28 protein-coding genes are annotated in these 23,873 nt (G+C 28.7%); 18 read left to right on the top strand and 10 right to left on the bottom strand.

The genetic code is table 11. The features are described 5' to 3' along the window. Positions 1-8 precede the first annotated feature (8 nt). The 4 genes from ACIJYE_RS04400 to ACIJYE_RS04385 all read left to right on the top strand — a co-directional run bounded on the left by ACIJYE_RS04400 (position 9) and on the right by ACIJYE_RS04385 (position 3,542). Positions 9-1,043: a Gfo/Idh/MocA family protein gene (locus ACIJYE_RS04400; RefSeq protein ID WP_435089540.1), complete on the top strand. Its 1,035-nt coding sequence runs from the start codon at positions 9-11 to the stop codon at positions 1,041-1,043. A 56-nt stretch (positions 1,044-1,099) separates the two neighbouring features. Next, positions 1,100-1,609 carry a pentapeptide repeat-containing protein gene (locus ACIJYE_RS04395; protein WP_435089539.1) on the top strand — a complete coding sequence of 170 codons (510 nt, stop codon included), beginning with the start codon at positions 1,100-1,102 and terminating at the stop codon, positions 1,607-1,609. Positions 1,610-1,612: 3 nt separating this feature from the next. Then, positions 1,613-1,903: a hypothetical protein gene (locus ACIJYE_RS04390; RefSeq protein WP_435089538.1), complete on the top strand. Its 291-nt coding sequence runs from the start codon at positions 1,613-1,615 to the stop codon at positions 1,901-1,903. Between the two features lie 199 nt (positions 1,904-2,102). Next, entirely contained in the window at positions 2,103-3,542 is a 1,440-nt protein-coding gene (locus tag ACIJYE_RS04385; protein ID WP_435089537.1) for a sodium:solute symporter family transporter, read from the top strand. A gap of 6 nt (positions 3,543-3,548) precedes the next feature. Here the strand turns inward: ACIJYE_RS04385 and ACIJYE_RS04380 are convergent, their stop codons facing one another. Then, a complete protein-coding gene (locus ACIJYE_RS04380; RefSeq protein ID WP_435089536.1) occupies positions 3,549-3,920 on the bottom strand; it encodes a TlpA family protein disulfide reductase in 372 nt (123 codons plus the stop codon). Positions 3,921-3,989: 69 nt separating this feature from the next. Here ACIJYE_RS04380 and ACIJYE_RS04375 point away from each other — a divergent pair, with 69 nt between their 5' ends. Continuing rightward, positions 3,990-4,925 (top strand): ABC transporter ATP-binding protein, encoded by a 936-nt coding sequence (locus tag ACIJYE_RS04375; RefSeq protein WP_435089535.1) that lies wholly within the window; start codon positions 3,990-3,992, stop codon positions 4,923-4,925. Then, on the top strand, positions 4,915-5,682 hold the full coding sequence (locus ACIJYE_RS04370) for an ABC transporter permease (protein ID WP_435089533.1): 768 nt from the start codon (positions 4,915-4,917) through the stop codon (positions 5,680-5,682). The genes ACIJYE_RS04375 and ACIJYE_RS04370 overlap by 11 nt, the downstream gene beginning before the upstream one ends. A 140-nt stretch (positions 5,683-5,822) precedes the next feature. Here the strand turns inward: ACIJYE_RS04370 and aceA are convergent, their stop codons facing one another. Further along, entirely contained in the window at positions 5,823-7,097 is a 1,275-nt protein-coding gene (gene aceA, locus ACIJYE_RS04365) for an isocitrate lyase (protein ID WP_435089532.1), read from the bottom strand. A 55-nt stretch (positions 7,098-7,152) separates the two neighbouring features. Further along, positions 7,153-7,314 (bottom strand): hypothetical protein, encoded by a 162-nt coding sequence (locus ACIJYE_RS04360; protein WP_435089531.1) that lies wholly within the window; start codon positions 7,312-7,314, stop codon positions 7,153-7,155. Between the two features lie 111 nt (positions 7,315-7,425). Between ACIJYE_RS04360 and ACIJYE_RS04355 the strand changes: the two genes are divergently transcribed. The 4 genes from ACIJYE_RS04355 (at position 7,426) to ACIJYE_RS04340 (ending at position 10,290) form a co-directional block, all read left to right on the top strand. Next, positions 7,426-8,859 (top strand): helix-turn-helix domain-containing protein, encoded by a 1,434-nt coding sequence (locus tag ACIJYE_RS04355; RefSeq protein ID WP_435089530.1) that lies wholly within the window; start codon positions 7,426-7,428, stop codon positions 8,857-8,859. Positions 8,860-8,862: 3 nt separating this feature from the next. Further along, entirely contained in the window at positions 8,863-9,114 is a 252-nt protein-coding gene (locus ACIJYE_RS04350) for a GNAT family N-acetyltransferase (RefSeq protein WP_435089528.1), read from the top strand. A gap of 41 nt (positions 9,115-9,155) precedes the next feature. Further along, positions 9,156-9,722: a hypothetical protein gene (locus ACIJYE_RS04345; RefSeq protein ID WP_435089526.1), complete on the top strand. Its 567-nt coding sequence runs from the start codon at positions 9,156-9,158 to the stop codon at positions 9,720-9,722. A gap of 70 nt (positions 9,723-9,792) precedes the next feature. Further along, complete coding sequence (locus ACIJYE_RS04340) at positions 9,793-10,290, top strand: SOUL family heme-binding protein (RefSeq protein WP_435089525.1); 498 nt, start codon at positions 9,793-9,795, stop codon at positions 10,288-10,290. Between the two features lie 26 nt (positions 10,291-10,316). Here the strand turns inward: ACIJYE_RS04340 and ACIJYE_RS04335 are convergent, their stop codons facing one another. The 3 genes from ACIJYE_RS04335 to ACIJYE_RS04325 form a co-directional block, all read right to left on the bottom strand. Next, entirely contained in the window at positions 10,317-11,036 is a 720-nt protein-coding gene (locus tag ACIJYE_RS04335; RefSeq protein WP_435089524.1) for a class I SAM-dependent methyltransferase, read from the bottom strand. 81 nt (positions 11,037-11,117) lie between these two features. Beyond that, positions 11,118-13,655 (bottom strand): ABC transporter permease, encoded by a 2,538-nt coding sequence (locus ACIJYE_RS04330; protein ID WP_435089523.1) that lies wholly within the window; start codon positions 13,653-13,655, stop codon positions 11,118-11,120. Then, positions 13,639-14,304 carry an ABC transporter ATP-binding protein gene (locus tag ACIJYE_RS04325; RefSeq protein ID WP_435089522.1) on the bottom strand — a complete coding sequence of 222 codons (666 nt, stop codon included), beginning with the start codon at positions 14,302-14,304 and terminating at the stop codon, positions 13,639-13,641. Before ACIJYE_RS04325 ends, ACIJYE_RS04330 begins: the two co-directional genes overlap by 17 nt. Here ACIJYE_RS04325 and ACIJYE_RS04320 point away from each other — a divergent pair. From ACIJYE_RS04320 to ACIJYE_RS04305, 4 genes are read left to right on the top strand one after another with little or no spacing between them, the layout of a single operon-like run. Then, a complete protein-coding gene (locus ACIJYE_RS04320; protein ID WP_435089521.1) occupies positions 14,303-14,911 on the top strand; it encodes an arylesterase in 609 nt (202 codons plus the stop codon). The genes ACIJYE_RS04325 and ACIJYE_RS04320 overlap by 2 nt on opposite strands. Before the next feature lie 33 nt (positions 14,912-14,944). Then, positions 14,945-15,490: a tetratricopeptide repeat protein gene (locus ACIJYE_RS04315; RefSeq protein WP_435089520.1), complete on the top strand. Its 546-nt coding sequence runs from the start codon at positions 14,945-14,947 to the stop codon at positions 15,488-15,490. Between the two features lie 41 nt (positions 15,491-15,531). Beyond that, entirely contained in the window at positions 15,532-16,713 is a 1,182-nt protein-coding gene (locus ACIJYE_RS04310) for an NAD(P)/FAD-dependent oxidoreductase (RefSeq protein WP_435089518.1), read from the top strand. Positions 16,714-16,758: 45 nt separating this feature from the next. Further along, positions 16,759-17,382 (top strand): SOS response-associated peptidase, encoded by a 624-nt coding sequence (locus ACIJYE_RS04305; protein WP_435089516.1) that lies wholly within the window; start codon positions 16,759-16,761, stop codon positions 17,380-17,382. 7 nt (positions 17,383-17,389) lie between these two features. On the opposite strand, the gene ACIJYE_RS04300 is transcribed toward ACIJYE_RS04305, so the two are convergent. Both ACIJYE_RS04300 and ACIJYE_RS04295 read right to left on the bottom strand, forming a co-directional pair. Next, the gene (locus tag ACIJYE_RS04300; protein ID WP_435089515.1) at positions 17,390-18,430 is read right to left on the bottom strand and encodes a permease; all 1,041 of its coding nucleotides are present in this window, start codon (positions 18,428-18,430) and stop codon (positions 17,390-17,392) included. After that, positions 18,430-18,732, bottom strand: a complete 303-nt coding sequence (locus ACIJYE_RS04295) for an ArsR/SmtB family transcription factor (RefSeq protein ID WP_435087436.1) — start codon at positions 18,730-18,732, stop codon at positions 18,430-18,432. Before ACIJYE_RS04295 ends, ACIJYE_RS04300 begins: the two co-directional genes overlap by 1 nt. 160 nt (positions 18,733-18,892) lie before the next feature. Between ACIJYE_RS04295 and ACIJYE_RS04290 the strand changes: the two genes are divergently transcribed. The 4 genes from ACIJYE_RS04290 to ACIJYE_RS04275 all read left to right on the top strand — a co-directional run bounded on the left by ACIJYE_RS04290 (position 18,893) and on the right by ACIJYE_RS04275 (position 22,336). Next, positions 18,893-19,342, top strand: a complete 450-nt coding sequence (locus tag ACIJYE_RS04290) for a YtoQ family protein (RefSeq protein ID WP_435089513.1) — start codon at positions 18,893-18,895, stop codon at positions 19,340-19,342. A gap of 5 nt (positions 19,343-19,347) precedes the next feature. Then, positions 19,348-20,460: an RIP metalloprotease RseP gene (gene rseP / locus ACIJYE_RS04285; RefSeq protein WP_435089512.1), complete on the top strand. Its 1,113-nt coding sequence runs from the start codon at positions 19,348-19,350 to the stop codon at positions 20,458-20,460. 157 nt (positions 20,461-20,617) lie between these two features. Then, entirely contained in the window at positions 20,618-20,893 is a 276-nt protein-coding gene (locus ACIJYE_RS04280; RefSeq protein WP_271482234.1) for an HU family DNA-binding protein, read from the top strand. A gap of 141 nt (positions 20,894-21,034) precedes the next feature. Beyond that, complete coding sequence (locus tag ACIJYE_RS04275; RefSeq protein WP_435089511.1) at positions 21,035-22,336, top strand: ammonium transporter; 1,302 nt, start codon at positions 21,035-21,037, stop codon at positions 22,334-22,336. A gap of 51 nt (positions 22,337-22,387) precedes the next feature. On the opposite strand, the gene bcp is transcribed toward ACIJYE_RS04275, so the two are convergent. Next, entirely contained in the window at positions 22,388-22,858 is a 471-nt protein-coding gene (bcp, locus tag ACIJYE_RS04270; RefSeq protein ID WP_435089510.1) for a thioredoxin-dependent thiol peroxidase, read from the bottom strand. 7 nt (positions 22,859-22,865) lie between these two features. Further along, positions 22,866-23,852: a glycosyltransferase family 2 protein gene (locus ACIJYE_RS04265; RefSeq protein ID WP_435089508.1), complete on the bottom strand. Its 987-nt coding sequence runs from the start codon at positions 23,850-23,852 to the stop codon at positions 22,866-22,868. Positions 23,853-23,873 lie beyond the last annotated feature (21 nt).

Genomic DNA, 23,873 nt, shown 5'->3' with positions numbered 1-23,873 from the left:
TAAGAAAAATGAAAAAAATTAATATTTCAATTGTTGGAACGGGTTTGATGGGTCTTCAGCATATAAAAGCTATAACAAAATCCAAAAAAGCAAATTTACATTCGATTGTAGATATTAGTAAAAATGCAACTAGCTTGTCTAAGAAATATAAGGTGCCTCTTTATTCTAGTGTTTCTGAGCTTTTGAGATCTAAAAATTTAGATGCAGTAATTGTTGCAACTCCAAATCAACTTCATGAAAAACATACCGTAAGTTTTTTAAAAAATAAGATACCAGTGTTATTGGAAAAACCAATTTCAGATAACATAATGTCCGCAAAAAAAATTATTGATATTGCTAAAAAAAACAAAACACCTTTATTAATTGGGTATCATCGAAGACATAATTCAATTGTGTCAAAAGTGAAAGACATAATTAATTCTGGTAAATTGGGAAACATTGTATCAGCTAATGTATTATGTTGGCTTTACAAGCATAAAGAATATTACAAAGAAAAATGGAGAATAAGTAAAGGGGGAGGTCCTTTAGGAATTAATCTTGTGCATGATATAGATATGATTTGTTATTTGCTTGGTCCTATTCAATATGTTCAAGCTTTTACTACAAATAAAACTAGAAAATTTAAAGTAGAAGATACGGCAACAGTAAGTTTAATTTTTAAATCAGGAGCTTTATGTACCTTAAATATTTCAGATACAATAGTTGCACCATGGAGTTATGAGTTAACAGCTGGTGAAAATCCTGCATATCCAACAACTAATCAGTCAGCGTATATGATAGGTGGTACTAAGGGATCTTTGCAATTTCCAAATTTAAAAAATTGGTTTTATAAGAAAGAAAAAAGTTGGTGGAATAAAATTCTAGTTAAAGAAGACAAAAATATAAAAGATGATAATACATTAATTAATCAAATTAATCATTTTGCTGATGTGGTTACAAAAAAAATTAAACCTAAAGTAAATGGTAATGATGGTTTAATTTCACTTAAGATATTTGCGGCAATTACTAAAAGTTCAAAAACAGGCAAAAAGATTAGAATTTAATAGATTTCTAATTTTTCATTTATTGTCATATTTTCTGTTCTTTGCTAACATTAATGATGAAAAAAATTCTCTTATTAATATCTTTAAGCTTAATTTTTTTTACGAATAGTAATGCAGCTTGTGATGACCCTTTAACAGACGGAGTTGATTATTCAAACTGCAGGTTTTCAGATGCGCAAGACTTACAAGGAAGTTATCTTCCAAATTCAAACCTATCATTTGCAAGTTTTATTCAAGTAAATTTTGATAAAAGCATAATGATGAATTCAAACTTATCATTTGGAACCTTTCCTGAGTCTACATTTGTAAGGGCCAACCTTTATGAAACAGTATCTATAGGTGCTAACTTTGAAAAAACAAATTTTACTAGCTCGAATTTAACAAGAGTTGATTTTATGGGAGCTACTTTAATTGAAGCTAATTTTCAAAATTCTAATCTTATGGAAGCTAATTTTACCTCATCAAATATAGCAAATGCAAATTTTGAGGGTGCAAATTTAATTGGTGCAACCTGGACAAATGGAGAGACCTGTGGTCCTGGTTCTATAGGTATTTGCAACAAATAAATAATGAACACTTCAATTAAGACAGATGACGTCATTTTTAATTTTTTTAAACAAATTTGTGATGAAAAAGATGATGCAAAATGTTTAGAGTTAGGAAAAAATTGGATCCAAGCAATGGAGACAAATTTATCAAGTATGGAAGCAAACCTTGATGGAGCAGATAAGCTTAAGCATAAAGATGACATACAAAGCAATCGAGACCACTTGAGTAGCTTGAAAAATAAAAATTCTTCAGAATGGCGAGAATATGCAACTCAATGCATGATTGAAATCATGAATCAAAAGACTCAATAATCATGAGCAATCAGGAAAAAGTATTTCTAATTATTTGTGCATCTTTAATAATCTTTACTTTACAATACTTAATTGAAAAACATTTTTTCTAAAGTGCTTTCAATATCTATAAATTTATAATATTAAGTAATAAAGGGGTGTCATAACAGACTGAGATTAAACCCTAAGAACCTGTCCGGTAATTCAGAAAGGGAGAACAATGGATAAAACATACTTTATAAGTCAATCAACATCACTAACATTAGTAATTATTATTAGTTTAATATTTGCAATCTTAGGTCTTTATTATTCTAAAAAATTTCAAGGTATAAATAATTATTTAACAGCCAATAGAAACATTAGATTATTTTCATTAACAACCAGTCTTGTTGCTTCAGCGTTGGGTGCGTGGATATTATTTGGTCCTGCGGCTGCCTCCACATGGGGTGGTTTAGGAGCTGTAATTGGATATTCATTAGGAACAGCTTTTCCAATGATATTCTTAATTTATTTAGGAAAAAAAATTAGAAATGAATTCCCACGAGGCTCTTCTTTGATTGAGTTTATGAGAAAAAAATTTGGAAAAAGTTTATTTAAACTAATTTTGTTAATGACAATTTTTTACATGTTTATTTTTTTGTGTGCAGAAGTTACTGCTGTGGCGGTTTTAATAAACTATATCTCAGGCACTGAACTTTGGATCACAGCATTAATTGTACTTTTTGCAACATTATCATACACACTTTATGGAGGTTTAAGAGCCTCAATATTTACTGACAATATTCAAATGATTGTTATAGGGGTTCTTTTAGTTGTAACAGTATCGTATATAATTTCTTTTACAGAAAATGAATTTTCATTTGCTTTTATAGAAGAAAAAAATCCCCAACTCCTAAGTAGCTCTTATATTCCAAATTATACAGCTGGATTAACTTTTTTTATTGCAGTTGCTGCAACTAATTTATTTCATCAAGGAAATTGGCAGAGAGTGTATGCTGCAAAAGACTATCAAACATTAAAAAAAAGTCTGATTATTTCTTTTTTTATTATTGTTCCGATTGTTTTTTTTATGGGTTTTGCTGGAATGGTTTCATTCTCAATAAATCCAGGAAATAGACCAGATCTTGGTTTTTTTTCATTACTTTTAAAAGAACGAAGTGAATTGTTATCTTTAATAATTGTTATACTTGGATTAGCTTTAACTATTTCAACTGTAGATACTTTGGTAAATGCAATTTCAAGCTTGTTTGTCGTTGATGGTAAGGCGACATTTAATCTTAATAAAAAGACTGATTATCTCAAATTATCTAAATATTTTATTATATTTTTATCATTAATCACATTTATCATAGCTTCCAAAGGGTTTGATGTTTTGTATCTATTTTTATTGGCTGATTTATTTTGTTGCGCCTTTGTTTTTACAGTTTTTTATAGTTTCTATAATAAAGGGATTAATGAAAAGACAGCATATATATCAATCTTGGTTGGATTGCTTGGTGGTTTCTTAATGTTTCCATTTCCAGATTTTTCAAAAAGTTTATTGGTTGGAATTTTAGCACCTAAAGAAATGTTTTCACCTTTTGTTGTACAATCTTTATTATTTTTATCATTTATTGTAGCCACATTTTTACCTGCAATAATTTTAAAAATTAAAAGGTAGTAGGTGTTATTGTAAAGATTTTATTTGTAAGTAGATTTTATCTTTATTTGTTTGGCCAATAGTTCGTGATATTTCTTTATTGTCTTTGTAAACAACAATTGTTGTCCAATAATTAATACCTAAAGATTTTGCAATTTCTTTATCTTTAGTTTGTTCAAAACTTAAAAAAACAATATTTTTAAAATCTTTTTTTGCTTTATCTAATATCTTGACTTGTTTAGCGCATGTTGTGCATGTTTTATTCCATGAATTTATTACAACCGTTTTTCCTTCAAGTTGAGCTTTTTTAAATATTTCATTTGAAAAAGTAGTTTCTTTGCTAATGGCATAAGCACTTATGCCAAGAAAGATAAGCACTAAAATTGATATGTTTTTCATAATACGTAAAATATATATTTATTTAAATTGATTGTATTCGAACAAATTGTCCCTATATATCAACTTCTGATGTCTACTAATCAAATCAATATTCAAAGTTTATCAAAAGTATACGCTAATGGATTTGAAGCTTTAAAAAAAATTAATCTTTCTATTAAAAAAGGTGAAATTTTTGCTATGCTTGGACCTAATGGAGCTGGAAAAACTACACTCATTAGTACTATCTGTGGAATAGTTACACCATCATCCGGAACTGTGACTATTGATAATTTTGATATTATAAAAGATTATAGGGAAACACGTTCACGAATTGGATTAGTTCCTCAAGAATTAACTTTGGAACAATTTGAAACAGTATTTAATAATGTTTCATACTCGAGAGGTTTGTACGGAAAAAAACCTGATCCTAAATATATTGAAAAAATTTTAAAAGACTTGAGTTTGTGGGATAAAAAAGATCAAAGATTAAGACAATTATCTGGTGGTATGAAACGAAGAGTTTTAATTGCTAAAGCTCTATCACACGAGCCTTCAATTTTATTTTTAGATGAACCAACTGCTGGAGTAGATGTAGAATTAAGACAAGACATGTGGAAAATAGTTGAAAAGTTAAGAAAAACAGGTGTGACTATTATTTTAACTACTCATTATATCGAAGAAGCAGAAGCTATTGCAGATAGGGTGGGCGTTATAAATAATGGTGAAATTATAATAGTTGAAGAAACAAAAGAATTACTAAAAAAAATGGGTCACAAAAAACTAACAGTCGAGCTTCAAGATGAAATTTCTAAAATTCCAGATAGTTTAGAAAAATATCAATTAGTTTTAGGGAAAAATAAAATGTCAATTGATTACACATATAATGTTCAGGCTGAACAAACCGGTATTACTAATTTATTACAAGATTTAAAAGATGCTGGTTTAAAATTAAAAGATTTAAAAACAGAACAAAGTACTTTAGAGAAAATATTTGTTAGTTTAGTGAAGGAAAATAATGAAATTTAATTACTCTGCCTTTAAAGCGATTTATCTTCATGAAATGGATCGATTTAGAAGAACTTTGATGCAATCTTTACTTTCACCAGTTCTTTCTACCTCTCTTTATTTTATTGTATTTGGATCAGTTATTGGTGGTTATGTTGAGAAAATTGATGGTATTAGTTATGGCTCATACATTGTCCCTGGCTTATTGATGTTAACACTTTTAACTCAATCAATAACTAACACTTCCTTTGGAATTTTTTTTCCTAAATTTAATGGAACTATTTATGAGATATTAGCTGCACCAATTTCAACACTAGAAATAGTGTTAGCTTTTGTTGGGGCAGGCGCCACTAAAACATTAATTGTTGGAGTAGTAATTTTTATTACAGCTAATTTTTTTGTTGAAGTTGATGTAAAATATCCACTTTTAGTAGTTTTTTTACTTATGCTTGTGGCGTTTACATTTGCGCTATTTGGTTTTTTAATAGGATTAATGAGTTCTAATTTTGAACAAATGTCGATCATCCCAACATTAATTATTACACCAATGGTATTTTTGGGAGGAAGTCTTTATTCTTTAGATATGTTACCCCCTTTTTGGCAAACAATAACTTACTTTAATCCAGTAGTTTATCTAATTAATGGATTAAGATTTGCTTTCTATGGTGTGTCTGATTTTAATATATGGATTAGTATTAGCTCAATGGTAGTTTTTTTATTTGTTTGTATAGCGGTAGTTACTGTACTACTAAAAAAAGGTTATAATATAAAATCTTAACTGTTGGCAATTTTCTGATTTGTGTTCCAAAACCAAAGTTTTTATTGCTCATTTTTCTTAATAACTGTCTTAATAATTGTTTACATAAAAAAATAGCCCAGTTAAGGGCTATTAAAAAAATTGAGGGAATTAATTTTTATTTAAAATTGTTCAGATTCAGTTGAACCATCCATTGCAGTAGTTGAGCTTTTACCACTACTGATAGTATTTGAAACAGCATCAAAATATGAAGTACCAACTTCTCTTTGGTGTTTAACACTTGTGTAGCCATCTTTTTCTCTAGAAAATTCCTGTTGCTGAATTCTAGAGTATGCAGCCATACCTTCTTTTTTATATTTTTCTGCAAGTTCAAAAATAGCTATGTTTTGTGTATGAAAGCCAGCTAGAGTTATAAATTGAAATTTATATCCCATTTTAGCAATCTCTTGTTGGAATGAAGCAATCTCATCATCACTTAAATGTTTTTTCCAATTAAATGAAGGAGAGCAATTGTAAGCTAATAATTTTCCTGGATATTTTGCATGTATTGCATCTGCAAACTTTTTAGCTTCTGCAAGATTTGGTGTTGCTGTTTCACACCAAATTAAATCAGAATACGGTGCGTAAGCTAATCCTCTTGAAATAGCTTGTTCAATTCCATCCTTAACATAAAAGAAACCTTCAGGAGATCTTTCACCAGTCAAAAATGGTTTATCATTTTCGTCAAAGTCATTAGTAATTAATTTTGCAGCATTTGCATCTGTTCTTGCTAAAATAATCAAAGGTACCTTAGCAATATCTGCAGCAAGCCTTGCTGATTTTAAGTTTTTAATCATTGTTCCTGTTGGTACTAAAACTTTACCACCCATGTGACCACATTTTTTTTCACTTGCTAATTGGTCTTCAAAGTGAACTCCAGCAGCACCAGCTCTTATGAATTTTTTAGTTAACTCAAATACATTTAATGGTCCACCAAATCCAGCTTCACCATCTGCAATAATTGGCAACATGTAATCAGTTTTGTCCTCTTTTTTCATATCACCATCTTGAAGTTCCATATGTTGAATTTGATCAGCTCTGATTAAAGAGTTGTTCATTGTTTCAACCAATTTTGGTGCACTATCATATGGATATAAAGATTGATCAGGATACATTTCTCCAGCAGTATTTGCATCTGCAGCTACTTGCCATCCACTCAAGTAAATTGCTTTTAACCCTGCTTTGGCATGTTGTACAGCTTGGTTTCCTGACAAAGATCCAAGTGTATTAACATAGGATTCTGTGTTTAATAAATCCCAAAGTTTTTGAGATTGATTTTTACATAAAGAATATTCAATATTTATAGATCCTCTTAATCTTTCAACTTCATTTTCTGTATAATCGCGTTTGATTCCAGCAAATCTTTTTAAGTCGTATGAGATATTTTCTGCACTCATTATTGTTTATCCTATGATGTTGGTTGTTAGAGAAAATTGAAGTAGTAAGAATGGATTAGCTATTATCGTCTAGAGACTTAATAAGATCATTCATTCCACTTGAACCCCAATCACAATGATCATCTCTCATATAGATTCCTCTACTGTTGTGTTGATCTAAATCTTCTTTTTTGATGATTTGAGCTTCATTTTCAGTGTTATTTAATTTTTTGTTCATACAAACTTTATAATTTACAAAGTTTACAAAAGCTATAAAATATGAAAAAAAGCTTGTAAATCAAAGAAAAAATTTGTAAATATAAATTTACAAAGTTTACAAATAGAAAATATGAGTCAATTAGATTTAAAAATAGGGCCTAAAATCAAAGCTTTTCGAAGGCAGCTTGGTCTTCAAGCTAACAAATTAGCTGAGGAATTAAGTATTTCCCCAAGTTATTTAAATTTGATTGAGAGTGGCAAAAGAAAAATTGATGGCGATCTTTTGTTAAAAGTGTGTGAAAAACTTAATATTGAACTATCTCACCTAACATCCAAAGCAGATATTAATCTACAGAACACAATTTCAGAAATTTTAGATGATAGTTTGTTTGAAGATTTAGATATATTGGGTCCAGAAGTTAAAGATCTAGTTAGTACAAATCCAAAAATTGGAAAAGCAATTGTAAGGCTTGGGGATATATTAAAAAAAAAAGACCATGAATTAATTGATAAGATTGAAAAAATTTCTGGAAAGATAGTTGATAATAGAAAAAACTCTTTTCCAGGAGAAGTCATTTCAGATTTTATTCAAAAAAATAAAAATTACTTTCCTAAACTTGAAGATTTTGCAAATAAAGTTTTTGAAAAAATTCAAAAAAATAACCGAACAAGGTATATTGCTCTTTGTGATTATTTAAATTCAGAATACTCAATTAAAGTTAAAGATGTAATACCTGATGAAAATAAACCATTTTCAAAAATATTTAATAAAAATAAAAAAGAACTTTTATTAAGTGATTATAGCTCGTTAGAAACTAAAAAACTTCATGCTGCTGCACAGATAGCACAAGAAGGAGCTAGTAAAGAAATAGATGAATATCTAACTGAGTTTAGTTTTCCTTCTGATGAGTCAAAAAAATTAACCAAAGTAGCTTTATTGAATTATTGTGCTGCAGCCATATTAATGCCTTACAAACTTTTTCATAATGAATGTAAAAAACTAAAATATGATTTAGAATTATTGCAAAATACTTTTGCAACTTCCTTTGAGCAAGTTGCTCATAGGGTTACATGCTTACAAGACCCAAAACTTCCTGGTATACCTTTTCATTTTTTAAGAGTAGATATGGCAGGGAATATTTCAAAAAGATTTTCTTTATCAGGTATTGATATTCCAAGATATGGTGGTGCGTGTCCAAGATGGAATGTTTATTCAGCATTAACTAGACCTGGAGTTATTCAAGCAGCAGTTAGCAAAATGACTAATGGTGAAAAATATGTTTGCATTGCTAGAACAGTCGAAAAGGGCATAGGAAGATTTGGACAAGCAAAAAGTATATTATCTATTGGTCTTGGGTGTGAAGCTAAATATGCAAAAGATTTTGTCTATACTGAAAATGTTAATATCAATGACAAATCAACAGAAATTCCAATAGGTGTTTCATGTCGAACATGTGATAGGCTAGATTGTTCTCAAAGAGCCTTTCCACCATTACATAAAAAGTTTGATATCGATATTAATACTAGAGGAGTTTCAGTTTATGTTACTGATGAAAATTCTTAAAGTATGGAATACGAATTAGTTGAAAATGAAGATGTTTTTACTCTTAAGAATCAAAATACCACAATAGGTTTTGTTCGATTTAACGAGCGTGGAGAAGTTGAATACATATTTGTTAATCCTTTATTCAGAAGAAAAAATTTTGCCTCTAAATTGCTTAAGTTAGTAAGAAAAAAGACAGGAAAAAAGCTTGTCTTTCAACCACCAATTAGTCCATTGGGCGAAAAATTACTTATTTCAATTAAAGATTTTAATTAGCCACATATATTTAACCTAAATTTTTTGGTAAAATTTTAAGAATGATCACAACACTTAAAAATAAATTTAGACCACGTATAAAAGCTCGTATTAGAAAGAATAAGCAAATTTTAAATAAAAATGTTAAGAATTTGTTTGAATGGGTAAAAGGTGCTGAATTAGTTGAGCTAAAAGAATGCAATACAAATGAAGACCCAGTAAGACCTGAGTTAGATAATGAGTTTAGAACTGGTTATGGACGTAAAATTTATGGTGTTAAGTATAAAGGAGAAATACATGCAGTCATGTGTTTTGCATATACTAATAAAATTCCAACAAGTGTCGAAGAACTTGAAAAATTAAGCACAGATGCTTTTTTACAAAGCGCTATGAGAGATCAAAATATTGGACAAATCGCAATTGCTTATACTGTTTGGTCTAAAAAAAAAGGCGGTGGCAAGCTTATAGTTAAAGAGGTATTTAAGAAAATTAAGAAATCCAATCACCTAAACAGATTAGTTACTTTGTCTCCACTTACTGAAATGGCAACAAAGTTTCATTCAAGAAATGGTGCAAAACTTTTACAAGTCAATAAAACAACACAAAATTTTGAATATAAAGTTATCTAAATTTATGAAAAATTTAAAACTCTTTGCTCTATTATTTTGTTTTTTTAATATTTTGTCTTATTCTAATATTATGGCCTACGAAGAATCAAATTATGAAATTGTTAAGAAGAATGAAGTCTTTGAAATAAGAAAATACTCTGACCGTTTGGCTGTAGAAACAGTTGAACACAATCAAAATAGTGGGTTTAGAAAATTATTCAATTATATTTCAGGTAATAATAAAACTAATGAAGAAATAAAAATGACCACACCAGTCACAAGAGTAGAAAAAAATGGAAATATGACAATGCAATTTTATTTACCATTAAAATTTGATGAAAATAATGTGCCCGACCCAACTGGTGATGACGTTAAAGTTGTTAATATAGAGGGTGGTTATTATGCAAGTATCATTTATTCTGGAAGATCAACAGATAAAAATTTTATAAAACATAAAAATATTTTAGAAAAAGAATTGTTAAATAATAATATATCAATTATAAGCCCTCCCATAAGAGCAACTTATAATAGTCCTTTCACATTACCTGCATTGAGAAGAAACGAAGTTATGTTTCAAATAAATTATTAGATGAACGAAATTAAAAATATTTGAATTTAGTCTGTAAGTTTTTTTAATATAAGCTGGTGACCTGTATATAGTATTTTATATTTTAGATTTTTTTTTAAAAACATAAAAACTGCTCCCATTACCTCTTCGTGAAATTTAACTACATTTCTTCTTGAATATAGTTCGTATAGAAAATCATCAATTATTAAAATACCATTTTTTTTTAGTAAATTATCTGAATTAACTAAATCTCTATAAACTTCAGGACCATAATGACTGCCGTCGACATAGATAATATCAAATTCTATCTTTATATTCTTTTTAAAAAAATCATCTGAGGATAAATTAAAGAAATTTATATTCTTAAAATATTTTTGATTTGATATAAAATTATCATTTTTAATCAAGTCTATGCAGCAAATAGTATCAATATTTAGAAATTTTTGAAAAAACAACATAGACATTCCTTCGAAGGATCCTATTTCTAAAATATTTACTTTTTTTTCAAATAATTGATTTTTCTTAAAAATTTCAAACCAAATAGGTGGATTATGTTTGAAATAATTTTTAGTAAATTTAAATTTTTTTGAATAGTTAAAAAATGCATTAGAAACATTGAGATTTTTAAACTTATAATAAAAAAATTTTGTAAAAATATTAGTTATAAGTAAAAAAGATATCTTTAATCCAATAAATTTAAGATTATAAAAAACACAATTTAAATAAATTAATTTAAATCCTCTTAAAACTTTTAAAATTTTTGTCATTTATTATCTAATTAATTATTATTATTCAAATCTAAGAAGGTTTATTATTATATTTTGAATTTGGCTAATTAAATTTATCTATTATTGATTTCTAATCAATGGATAAACTTTTGGGTTTAGATACCTCAAATTTGTGAGCATTATCAAAGCTAAAGTAACTAATCCAATACTTAATCCTAGGTTTAATAATACTTTAAAATCAAAAGCCCAATCCAATTCAAAAATATTTTCCATTATAAATTTAGAGGCGACTACTGCAAAAAAGATAGCTATTAATATTACTGATTTAAAAATAATTACAAATTCTATTAGAGAGGATAAAATTACCTCTTTTTTTGAAAACCCCAAAATTTTAAACACTAGATTTTGATATTCTTTCACTTTTCCTTGAACCATAATAGCACTAGAAATTACAATTAAACCAATAATAATAGTGACTGCCGAAATAAGGGTTACGGCTATAAATACTTTATTTAAAACATCGGTTACTTTACCCAAATAATCAGCGATCTTAATCATCGATAAACTTGGCAATACATCTAGCATCGAAGCTTCATCAAATTTTTCAATAGTTTCAAATTTAGCAGTCGCTAGATATTCATGAGGAATATTATTTGCAAATTGAGGATTAAATAACATAGCAAAATTAATACTAAGATCACGGTAATCAACAGCTCTAAAATTAACTATCTCACCTTCAATTTCTCTTCCATAAATATTAAGTGTGAACACATCACCTAAATTAATATTTAAATTTTTTGCAACTTCAGCATCTAAGGAAATTTGGAGTTTTTCAGGTTTTGTTAGATCCCACCATTTACCATCTGTTAAAGGGTTATCATCTGGAACATCCTCAACCCAAGAAGATCTTCTGTCACTACCAATTACCCAATAACTATCATTATCAGGCTTAATATAAGTATTTGGATTAACTCCATTAATCTTAATAATTCCAGATGATACCATCGGTACCACTTCAATTTTTGCATTAGAATCCATATTTAATATGCTTTTTTCAAATATTTCTTTTTCTCCTTTTTGAATACCAACAAAAAAATAGTCAGGAGCAATATCAGGTATAGATTTTGCTATTTCTCTTTGAAAATTAGTTCCAACTAATGCAAGGGTTAACAACAAAGTAACTCCCAAACCCAAAGACATAATTGTAATCGGAGTAATGCTTTTTGTTTGTGTTATGTTTTTAATAGATACTTTTAAAGATATATTGGATGTAGATTTAAATTTTTTTAAAAAATAAATGATTATTTTTGAAAGTAGAAAAAAAACAATCAAACAAACAAAAAAAGCTACAAAATATCCGATGCTATAAATGGATCTTTCAGATCCAAAACTGAATAATAATACCAAAATAGACAATAACATTAGACTTAAAGCAGTAGATTTTTTTGAATAATAAAATTCTAAATTTTGAAAAACATTTCTAAATAAATTAGATGCTCTTACTTGATCAATTGAACTTATGGTTGGAATTGAAAAAATGACTAGAACCAATAAACCAACTAAAAATATTTTAATAAAGTTTAAAATTGAAAAAACTGGTGAAACATTCAGTCCCAATTCATCTGATAAATATTGATCTACAATAGGAACTATTAAAAAACTTGAGCCATAAGCTAATGTGGTGATCACTAAAAGTAAGATTAATAATTGAAGATAATAGAGTGTTTTAATATTACCTGAATAAAAACCAACTGCTTTTCTAACCGCAATAGACATATTGTTTTGATTAATAAAAGAAAGAAGAGTATTTGCTATCCCAATTCCTGCAATCAACATCGCACTAATTGAAACTAATGATAAGAACTGTGAGAAATTATTGATAATTCTCTTCAATCCACTTGCAGAATTTTCAGGATACCTAAGTTTAACTTTTTGATCATCTTTAAATATATTTTCAATTTTTTTTTCTATTTTATCAGCATCATCTGTTTCATTGAATTTTACTTTGTATTCATAATTTAAAAAACTACCAATTCCATTTAGTTTTAAGATTTCCAATGTTTGATCACCAGCAAGCGCCCAATCACCAAAAGCAACAAAACCACTGACATCAGGGACAGATTTTACAATTCCTATAATTGTAAATAATTGATTTTGAACTTTAATTTTATCATTTATCTTAAGGTTTAAATTTTTTGATAAACTTTCATTTATTAACAAAGTATTGGGTTCGTTATGTATTCTATCAAATGCACCTGCTGGTTCATAATCAACTTTGCCATATAAAGGATATTTAGTATCTACAGTTTTAATTCTGGTAAACAGAGATTTGTTTTTGTCTCTATCAATTGTTGAAACCATTGTACTAAACTCAATCATTTGAGAAATAGTTGCAAATTCTTTTACTTGATAAACTAGTTTTAGATTTCCTTCATTACGATTATAGTCAATTTCAAGATCTCCACCTAACAGAGCTTTAGCATTATCATTAAGTTCTTTTTTTAAGCTATCTTCAATTGTGAAGATGGCACTTAAAATGAAAAGACTAATAAAAAGAGTTATTATAATGCTGGCAAGTTTTTTATAATTTCTGCTTAAATCTTTTAAAGCATACTTAATAATTAAATTAAGTTCAGATGGATTATTTAATTTTTCCATCTTTAATTTTAATTTTACGTTTTGCTTTATTTGCTAATTTTGGATCATGAGTTACCATAATTAGTGAAGAACCTTCCTCTTTAACATAGTTAAATAATATATCTGATATCATTATTGAATTCTCAGTATCTAAATTTCCTGTGGGTTCATCAGCTAAGATCAATTCTGGTTTCATCGCAATTGCTCGAGCTATAGCTACTCTTTGTTGTTCCCCTCCAGATAGTTGACTTGGTAAATTATTAAATCGATGACTAAGTCCAAATCGATCCAATAATAGTTTTGCCTCTTTTTCTGGGTTTTTAAATTTATTCAGCTCAAGGGTTAATGCTACATTTTCAACTGCAGTGTAATTTGGGATCAGGTAGAATGACTGGAATATAATTCCAATATTTTTTCTTCTTATCTCTGAGACTTCATCTTCACTCAATTTTGTGATTTCATGATTTTGAAAAAATATTTTTCCAGATGTTGCTTTTTCTAATCCACCAATTAACATAATAAGACTAGTTTTTCCTGATCCACTTTCTCCAACAATAGAGATTGTCTCTTTTTTCTTGGTAGTTAAGTTAACATCTTTTAAAACTCTGATATTATCTTTACCAGTTTGGTATTTAAGATTTACCTTGTTTAATTTAAGAAGAATACTCATGAATAAAAGTTTTATTATTAAAATAATTGTACTCTGTCTAGTCACCATAAAGGTAAGTGCAATAGAAAAAGTAATATTGTTCGGAGATAGTTTGATGGCAGGTTATGGATTGCCGAATGAGCAACATTTATCGGTAGTTTTACAAAATAGTTTAGAGGTAGAGGGGCACAACATAGAAATTGTTAATGGTAGTGTTTCAGGAAGCACTTCTGCAGGTGGATTAAATATAGCTGAGTGGACTTTATCAGAAAATAATATTGATCTTATGATCTTATGTCTTGGAGCTAATGATATGCTTAGAGGTATAAACCCTAAGGAGACAAAAAATAATTTAGAAGAAATTATTAAAATTGCAAAAAACAAAAATATTAAAGTGGTCATAGCTGGAATGATCGCACCAACCTCTTATGGTTACAGTTATAAGAAATCTTTTGATAAAATTTTTTCTGACTTATCAAAAAAATATAAGTTACAATTAATTCCATTTCTACTTGAAGGTGTAGCGCAAAAACCTGAATTTAATTTAAGTGATGGCATGCATCCAAATGACCAAGGCACAATTATCATTGGTAACACTCTAAAAAAAGCGATCTTAGAAAATCTATAAAGACTTAATATTATTTTTTTGTTATCGTTTTTTATGAAAAAAATTCTATCAATCATTATTTTGTTTCTTTCAACAATAACTGTAAGTGCGAATGACAGAGATATTGAACTTGATAAATTATTTCTAGAATTAAAAAAGAATATTCCATCTTTATCATCAGGAATTGCACAACAAATTTGGATGCTTTGGAGCACACATCCTACAGATCAAAAATTGACATCACTTTTAGATGAGGGCTCAAGATTAGTACAAGACCAACAATTAAATAGAGCTATAGATGTCTTTACGGAAGCGATTGAATTAGATCCTAATTGGGCAGAAGCTTGGAATAAGAGAGCAACAGTACTTTATATGGTTGGAGAGTTTCAAAAATCTCAGGATGATATTGATAAAGTTCTAGAATTAGAAGAAAGACATTTTGGAGCTTTGGCAGGGCAAGGTATGGTTAATATAAAGTTAAAGAATTACGATAAAGCAAAAAGAAGTTATAAAAAAGCACAAGAAATTTATCCTGCCATGAAATCTTCAAAGGTAATGATTGAACAAATTGAAGAGTTAATTAAAAGACAATCAATTTAGTTACTAAGATAAATTTTTTCAGATTTAATATTTAGGGAATAATGAGCATTAAATATGATGTTATAATAATTGGAGCAGGTGCAGCTGGCATGATGAGTGCTATTGAAGCTGGCAAACGTGGGCGAAAAGTTTTACTTGTTGATCATTATAAAAAAATTGGTGAAAAGATTAGAATTTCAGGTGGAGGTAGATGTAATTTTACTAATATTAACTCAAATCCAAGCAAATTTCTTTCTCAAAACCCAAAGTTTGTAAGATCAGCCTTAAGTCAATATACCCAGAACGATTTTATCAATTTAATCAATAAGTATGAGATTAAATTTCATGAAAAAAAATTAGGACAATTGTTTTGTGATCACAGCGCTCAACAAATTGTTGAGATGTTGCTTAAAGAATGTGAGTTAGCAAATGTAACTGTTTTAAAAGAATTTATTATAAAGAATGTTGATAAAGATAATGATCAATATCTTGTATCAACTGAGACAGACACATATTCATCAGAGTCTTTAATTGTTGCAACAGGTGGATTGTCAGTTCCTAAAATTGGTGCGACTTCATTTGGATATGAAATCGCTAAAAAATTTGATCATAATATTATTGAAACCTTACCTGCTTTAGTACCCTTAACGTTTAGCGAAAAGATATTAGAAATGTGTAAAGAATTAACAGGACTTTCTGTTGAAGCGATAGTCTCTTTTAATAAAGTTTTGTTTCAAGAAGGAATGTTATTTACGCATAGAGGGTTAAGTGGTCCTTCTATTTTACAAATTTCATCTTACTGGAAACAGGGTGATAATATTAAAGTTAATCTTTCGCCAAAATTAAATGTTTACGATTTATTAGAAGAAAAAAGAAAGTTAAATCCAAAATTTGATATCTTAAATATCGTAAGTGAAATTTTACCCAAAAGATTAGCTCAAATTATTTGTAACGAAAATAAAGTAACTGGAAATATTTCTGAATTATCTAATAAAATATTAAAACAACTAAGTGAGAATATAAATTCTTGGTTAATCAATCCAACAGGATCTGAAGGGTATAGAACAGCAGAAGTCACTTTAGGAGGAGTTAATACTAAAGAATTATCATCAAAAACAATGATGTCTAATAAACACAAAAATTTATTTTTTATTGGTGAAGTTGTTGATGTAACAGGCCATTTAGGGGGATATAATTTTCAATGGGCTTGGTCTTCTGGTTATGTTGCTGGCCAATATGCTTAAAACCATCATATCGACTTAATCTATTCTATTTGCTAAAATAAAAATATGTGTGGAAGATATGTGGTTAAAAACCCAGTAACAAAGACTAGCAAGTTAGTTAAATCTGCAATTCAAGTAGAAGATACTGAAAATTATAACGCTCACCCTTATCAAAAACTTCCGGTTATTAAAAAATATAAAAATGGAAACACATTAGAGGCTCTTAAATGGGGCTTAATACCAGGTTGGGCTAAAGATAAAGATTTTAAAGCTTTAATTAATGCAAGACTGGAAACAATTGATGAAAAAGTTTCATTTAAAAAACTAATTAAGAACAACAGATGTGTTGCAGTAGCGGATGGTTTTTATGAATGGAAAAGAGAAGAAAAAGAGAAAACACCTCATTATTTTACAAGAAAAGATAGTAAACCAATATTTTTTGCAGGGATTTTTGAAGAAGATCAATTTTGTTTAATTACAGAAGAAGCAAAAGAAAACATCACTGAAATACATCACCGTCAACCGGTAATTATTAATCAAACAGATGTTAATCGATATTTAAATTTAGAGTTACAAGGTTCAGCCTTTTTAAAGGAATGCAGTAAACCAGATCTTATTTTTCATGAGGTGTCAAAAGATGTTAACAAACCTACCAATAACAGCACATCATTAATTCAAAAAATAAATTAAATTTTGTTTAAAAATTAACATAAAATTGAAAAGCTATTCCACATAAAATAGCTCCTCCAAAACCAAAAGTTAAGTAAGCGACAAATGTAGAGCGGTTCACCAGAGACCAAACAGCTGTCATTGCTGGAATAGAACTGATTGCTCCACCAACTAGAAAAGCCATAGCACCACCAGCACTCAATCCTTGTTCAATTAATCCCGACACAATAGCTGGTGCTGCATAAGAATTTAAGTAAGCAGGTACACCAGCAAAAGCCCCAATAACAATAGATGACAATCCATCTCCTGACAAAAAACTTCCAATTATTTGAGCAGACATAAATTGAACCATTAATGCTTCAATTAAATAAGCAAGCGATAACCATTTTAATAAAAATAATCCATTCGTTATAAATTCATCTCTAAAAATTTTTGTTCTTTCTGAATTATTCCAAAATTTTAAGACAAGCTCTTGATTAAAAGGATCTTTAGTATCACAGCATGAGCCACTACTAGATTTATTTTGATCTTTTAATGGGCTCGTAAACATACCAAGTTTTGCTAAAAAATAAATTCCAAAGCCACCAATTAAACCAATAGTTAATGCTGAAATTGTTTTTGCTATAGCATAATCCCAACCAAGAGCACTTGCTGTGATCAACAGAGCAGGAGGATCAATTAAAGGTGAAGATAACCAAAAAGCCATCACAGCAGATAGTGGAACTCCTAAAGCTAACATACTTGCTATAAATGGTATTACTTCACATGAACAAAATGGAGCAAGACCACCAACTAATGTTGCAATAAAAATTGTTCTAACTTCTTTTCCTTTAAATGCTTTTGAAACTAAGCTTTCGGCACCCGTTGCTTTTAAATATGCAACTAAGCTGATAGCAAATAAAATAAAAGGAATAGTTCCCATTAAAGCCTTTAAGGCAAAAGTTAAAATTGAATTAAAATTTTCAGGAATAATTATTAAAATTGATAATGGAATTAAAAATACAAGTGTCCAAACATTTTTAATTTTAAGGTTAAAATTATTAATATTTCTTAAAAAGGCTGCTTTCATTATTTTCTTTTATTTTCATTTACACAGCATTCTTTTAAAAGATAATCAGCTAAAGATTGAATATGATTAATTTGAGCAAAGTTTAAAATGGATCTACCTTTTTTTACTTGTTTAATTAAATTTGCCTTTTTTAAATAATCGAGATGGTGAGCTAGTGTTGATAATGGTATATTAAGAAGATCTTGTATTTCTCCAATTGATAAGCCTTTTGAACCTATTTTAACTAATTCTAGAAGAACACTTAACCTATGTTTTGAGCCTACTGCATTAAATCCTTCTGCTGCTCTATCAGTATCTAACATAGTTATATAACTAGTTATATAGTTATTAATAGTATGCTGTCAATGATTAAGTAAAAGAATAGGAATGTAATTACAATTAACTGTGTGGTTATATACAGTTAAAGTTAAGTTTAATATTTGATATATCATTTTGTATAATAATAATAATTAGGAGATCTTAATGTTAAAAGTTTATTTAGCTGGTGAAATACATAGTGATTGGCGAAATGAAATTGTTGAACTTTGTAAAAAAGAAAAACTAGGTATTGAGTTTACATCTCCTATTACTGATCATGAAACTTCCGACAATTGTGGTGTCGAAATTTTAGGAGCTGAAGAAAAAAATTTTTGGAAAGATAGAAAGGGTGCCAATATCAATTTAATTAGAACCAAAAAATCTATTAAAGACAGCGATGTGGTCGTTGTTAAATTTGGTGAAAAATATAAACAATGGAATGCAGCTTTTGATGCGGGATATGCATCTGCATTAAATAAATCAATTATTGTTATACAAAATGAAGATCATCAGCATGCTTTAAAAGAAATAGATGCTGCAGCTTCAGCTGTTGCCTCAGATCAACTACAAGTAGTTAGAATATTAAAATATGTTTTAGAAGGTTCATTGAAATAAAAATTATGCTTACTTATATTGTTCCATTTATTGTCTTGATTTTGGTCGTGGTATTTATCCACGAATATGGTCATTATTATTTCGCAAGAAGATATGGGGTAGGTGTTACTGATTTTTCTATAGGATTTGGTAAAGAAATTTTTGGTTGGAATGATAAATCTGGAACTAGATGGAAAATTTGTTGGATTCCTTTGGGTGGTTATGTAAAATTTTTTGGAGATCGAAATGTATTTTCACAAGCCGATCAAGAAAAGATTTTAAAACAATATAATAAGGAAGATCAAGATAAGTTATTTGTATTAAAACCGTTATATCAAAGAGTTTTAATAGTATTTGGTGGGCCACTTGCTAATTTTTTATTAGCAATCGCAATCTTTTTTTCAATTTATACTTTTATTGGTAAAGACTTTACTCCAGCTGTAATTAATGAAGTACAAAAAGATAGCCCAGCTATGATTGGTGGACTTAAACAGAATGACATTATTTTGGAAATTGATGGAAATAAAGTTAATAGCATTATGGATGTCTCAAAATTTATCACGACTTCAACTGGTGAGATAATTGATTTTAAAGTTAAAAGAATAGACCAAGAATACATATTAAAAGTTAAACCTAATATTGTTTTAAGTGATGATAATCTAGGTAACAAAATTAATAAAAGAATGGTTGGCATTAAACTTGGTGCTTATAATAATGAAATTAACCATGTTAAATTAGGACCGGCCCAAGCTTTAATTCATTCTGTTAAAGAAGTTTATTTTGTGAGCGCTACTTCACTAAAATATATTGGTAGTATGTTTAAAGGTACTGGTGATACCTCTCAATTAGGGGGACCAATTAGAATTGCTAAGATTACTGGTCAAGTAGCTGAAATTGGTATCTTACCATTTATCTCAATAATGGCTTATATTTCAATAAGTCTTGGTTTAATTAACTTATTTCCTATCCCAATGTTAGATGGTGGACACTTAATGTTTTATGCTTTTGAAAAAATTTTAGGACGCCCTTTGTCTCAAAAAACGCAAGAAGGTTTTTTTCGAATCGGGATGTTTTTGTTGCTATCATTGATGTTTTTTACAACATTTAATGACCTAAAAGACTTAGGTTTGTTCAATTAATTAAAATTATTTGAGTCTTAAAAAAGTTAGTAAAATCAACACTTATTTAATAAATATCAAGATATTGTATGTTTTAAAAATAAAGACACTAAAAAAAAGCTTGATTAATCAACGTTTATGAGAAATATGAATATTAACCAACAAAACCGGAGCTAAAATGAACAAAAAACAACTAATAGCACAGCTTTCAGGCTCACTAAGTTTGAGCAAAGCCGATGCTGAAAGAACATTTGATACAATTACCAACACTATTTTAGATGCTCTAAAAGGTGATGACTCAGTAAAAATTGCTGGGTTTGGTACTTATAAAGTAGCTAAAAGAAAAGCAAGAGTTGGAAGAAACCCAAGAACTGGTGAACAAATTCAAATCGCTGCTTCTCAAAAAGTAAAATTCTTACCTGCAAAAGCTTTAAAAGAAGTATTCAACAAGTAATCATTTTTTTTAACAGCCCTAACGTCTTTAAATACGTTTAGGGCTGTTACTATATGCAAAAACTGCATACCAAATTTACCTAATCAGCGTTAGTTTTTAAAATTCATCAATTTATAAGACTTCATATTAACGGGAGGTTTTATGAATAAAATTATTAAATTAATATCAGCACCAATACTCTCATTTGTAATGTTAATTGGTTTAACTAGTGTTGGAAATGCTGAGACAACTGTATCAGCAGAAGTGGGGTTTATTTTTAATACTCTATTTTTTTTAATTTGTGGTTTCCTTGTCATGTTCATGGCAGCAGGTTTTGCAATGCTTGAATCTGGTATGGTAACTTCAAAAAGTGTTTCTGTAATTTGTGCAAAGAATATTGGTCTTTATGCAATATCAGGAATTATGTTTTGGCTTGTTGGTTACAACTTAGCATACGGGATTCCAGAAGGTGGATACATAGGAAATTTTGTGCCTTGGTCAGATGCCAGTACATTAGAAACTGGCTATACAGATGGATCTGACTGGTTTTTTCAAATGGTATTTTGTGCAACAACAGTTTCAATTTGTTCAGGAGCTATGGCTGAAAGAATCAAGCTATGGCCATTCTTTTTATTTGCAGCTATTTTAGCTGGAGTAATTTATCCAATCGTAATGGGTTGGCAGTGGGGTGGAGGCTGGTTAGCTGAAATTGGTTTTTCTGACTTTGCTGGATCAACATTAGTTCACTCAACTGGTGGTGCAGCTGCGCTTGCAGGTATAATAATACTTGGACCAAGATATGGTAGATTTACAAAATCTGGTGTACCAACACCAATCAAACCTTTTGCAGCCTCATCAATACCTTTAGTTACAATTGGTGTTTTTGTACTTTGGTTAGGATGGTTTGGATTTAATGGAGGGTCACAACTAGCTCTTGGATCATTTGCTGATGCTGTTTCGGTTTCTACAATCTTTATCAATACTAATTTAGCAGCTTGTGGTGGTGTATTATCAGCGGCAGTAGTTACTAGATTAATGTTTGGTAAAACTGACGTAGTTCAAATGTTGAATGGTGCAATAGGTGGATTAGTTGCCATAACAGCAGAACCATTAGCTCCATCACCCTTAACCGCAATTTTAATTGGTGCTATCGGCGGTGTCATTGTTGTGTTTGGAACTAAATTATTATTTATTTATAAACTTGATGATGTTGTTGGAGCAATACCAGCTCATTTACTCTCAGGTATTTGGGGAACATTAGCCGTACCATTAACAAACTTAGATGCCACGTTTGGTGCACAGTTAATTGGAGTGGTTTCAATAAATATATTTGTATTTATTGTTTCATATACTATCTGGTCAGTGCTTAAGTCTCTGGTAGGAATTTCTTTAAGTAAAGAGGCTCAAGCAAAAGGAACAGATGTTACAGAAACAGGTGTAATTGCTTACGCAATCAGAGACTAAAAACTTCTCTCTATATAACGTTAAAGGTCCCTTAGAAATAAGGGGCCTTTTTTATTGTTTTATAATTCCTTTTAAAGTTTCTAGCACTTCTTTTGCATGATCTTTAACTTTAACATTGTTCCAAATTTTTATTATTTTACCTTTTTTATCTATTAAAAATGTAGTGCGAATGATGCCCGTAAATTCCCGGCCCATAAACTGCTTTTTACCCCATACTTTGTATTTTTTAAGAACCTTAATCTCTTCATCGGCCAATAAATCAAATTTTATTTTATATTTATTTCTAAACTTATCATGACTTTGTAAACCATCTTTCGAAATTCCATAAATTTCACATTCTAATTTTTTAAATTTAGAAAGTAATTTATTAAAATCATTAGTTTCAATAGTACACCCGGGTGTGTCATCTTTTGGATAGAAATAAAGAACAATATATTTGTCAATAGAATTTTTTAATGAATAAATTTTTCCACTAGTTGAATTTAAATTAAAAGTAGGTGCTTTATTATTTATTTTAAGCATTATTAATTTAATTCAACTCCCATAATCTTTTATAATCAATAAAAGGGGAAAGACCATAGCTAGAATTTACATTAGTTAAATGTAGAGAAAGACTTTTTAAGGGTGATACACAAAATTCATTTGTATAGATTTCATTTAAATATTTTTCGAAGGGATCATTTCTATCTAAACAAGTATTATAAAAATTTTCCCAATATTTATCTAATAATGATTTTGTAGTCATGAATGTACATAGAGTTTGATTTATAGTTCTCCAATGTCTTTTGTTACCTATTAGTATATTTGTTTTTTCATTATTCATATATAAATGCGGATAATCTGCAGGACACATAAATATGTCTTTATTTACTTGTGAAGCTATTCTTTCGTATGATGAAATCATCTCTTCCATCATAGGTTCAACGTGTAAATAATCATCTTCTACAAAGAAAATTAAATCTTCTCCATGTTCTTTACCTAGTTCAAAAGATTGAAGTAAACTAGCTAAATTTGAAAAAGTTTGATTATTCTTTTGTTGTTTGATTGTTGTTTTAAATTTATCATGATTTAGATGAATAATAGTAACATCTAAACCGCTTTCATTTATTAGTCTTTTAATTTTATCTAAATTTCTGTCTTTAGATTTATCATCAACAATTATTGTCTTAAATTTAATATTAGGGTATTTAGTTTTAGAAAAATTAATTGATTTAATGAGTGAATTTAATGCTTTTAAAGAATATTCTATCTTTGGTTTTTCAAATAATCTTTTTTTATTTTGATCCCATATTTCAACATCAGTATTAGTTCTAAATATAATAAGTACAGAGTTAACTTTTTTTGTGATCTTTACCTCGCCTAATGGCAAAACAATTGACTTTTCATTTATGATTGAAAGATCTTCATTTAATTCCTTGTTAAGAGTGGGTGAGCTAAAATCATTTTGATCAATAATTTCGTAACCTAAAAATTTCGAAAATTTGATAAATAGTTTTTTTATGATGTTTTTTTTCATATAATTGTTTAAGATTAAATT

The organism is Candidatus Pelagibacter bacterium nBUS_30 (assembly GCF_051201245.1).
In the GTDB taxonomy this organism is placed as follows: domain Bacteria; phylum Pseudomonadota; class Alphaproteobacteria; order Pelagibacterales; family Pelagibacteraceae; genus Pelagibacter.
Note: the sequence above shows the minus strand (reverse complement) of the source record. Positions and strands in the feature narration are given on the sequence as shown.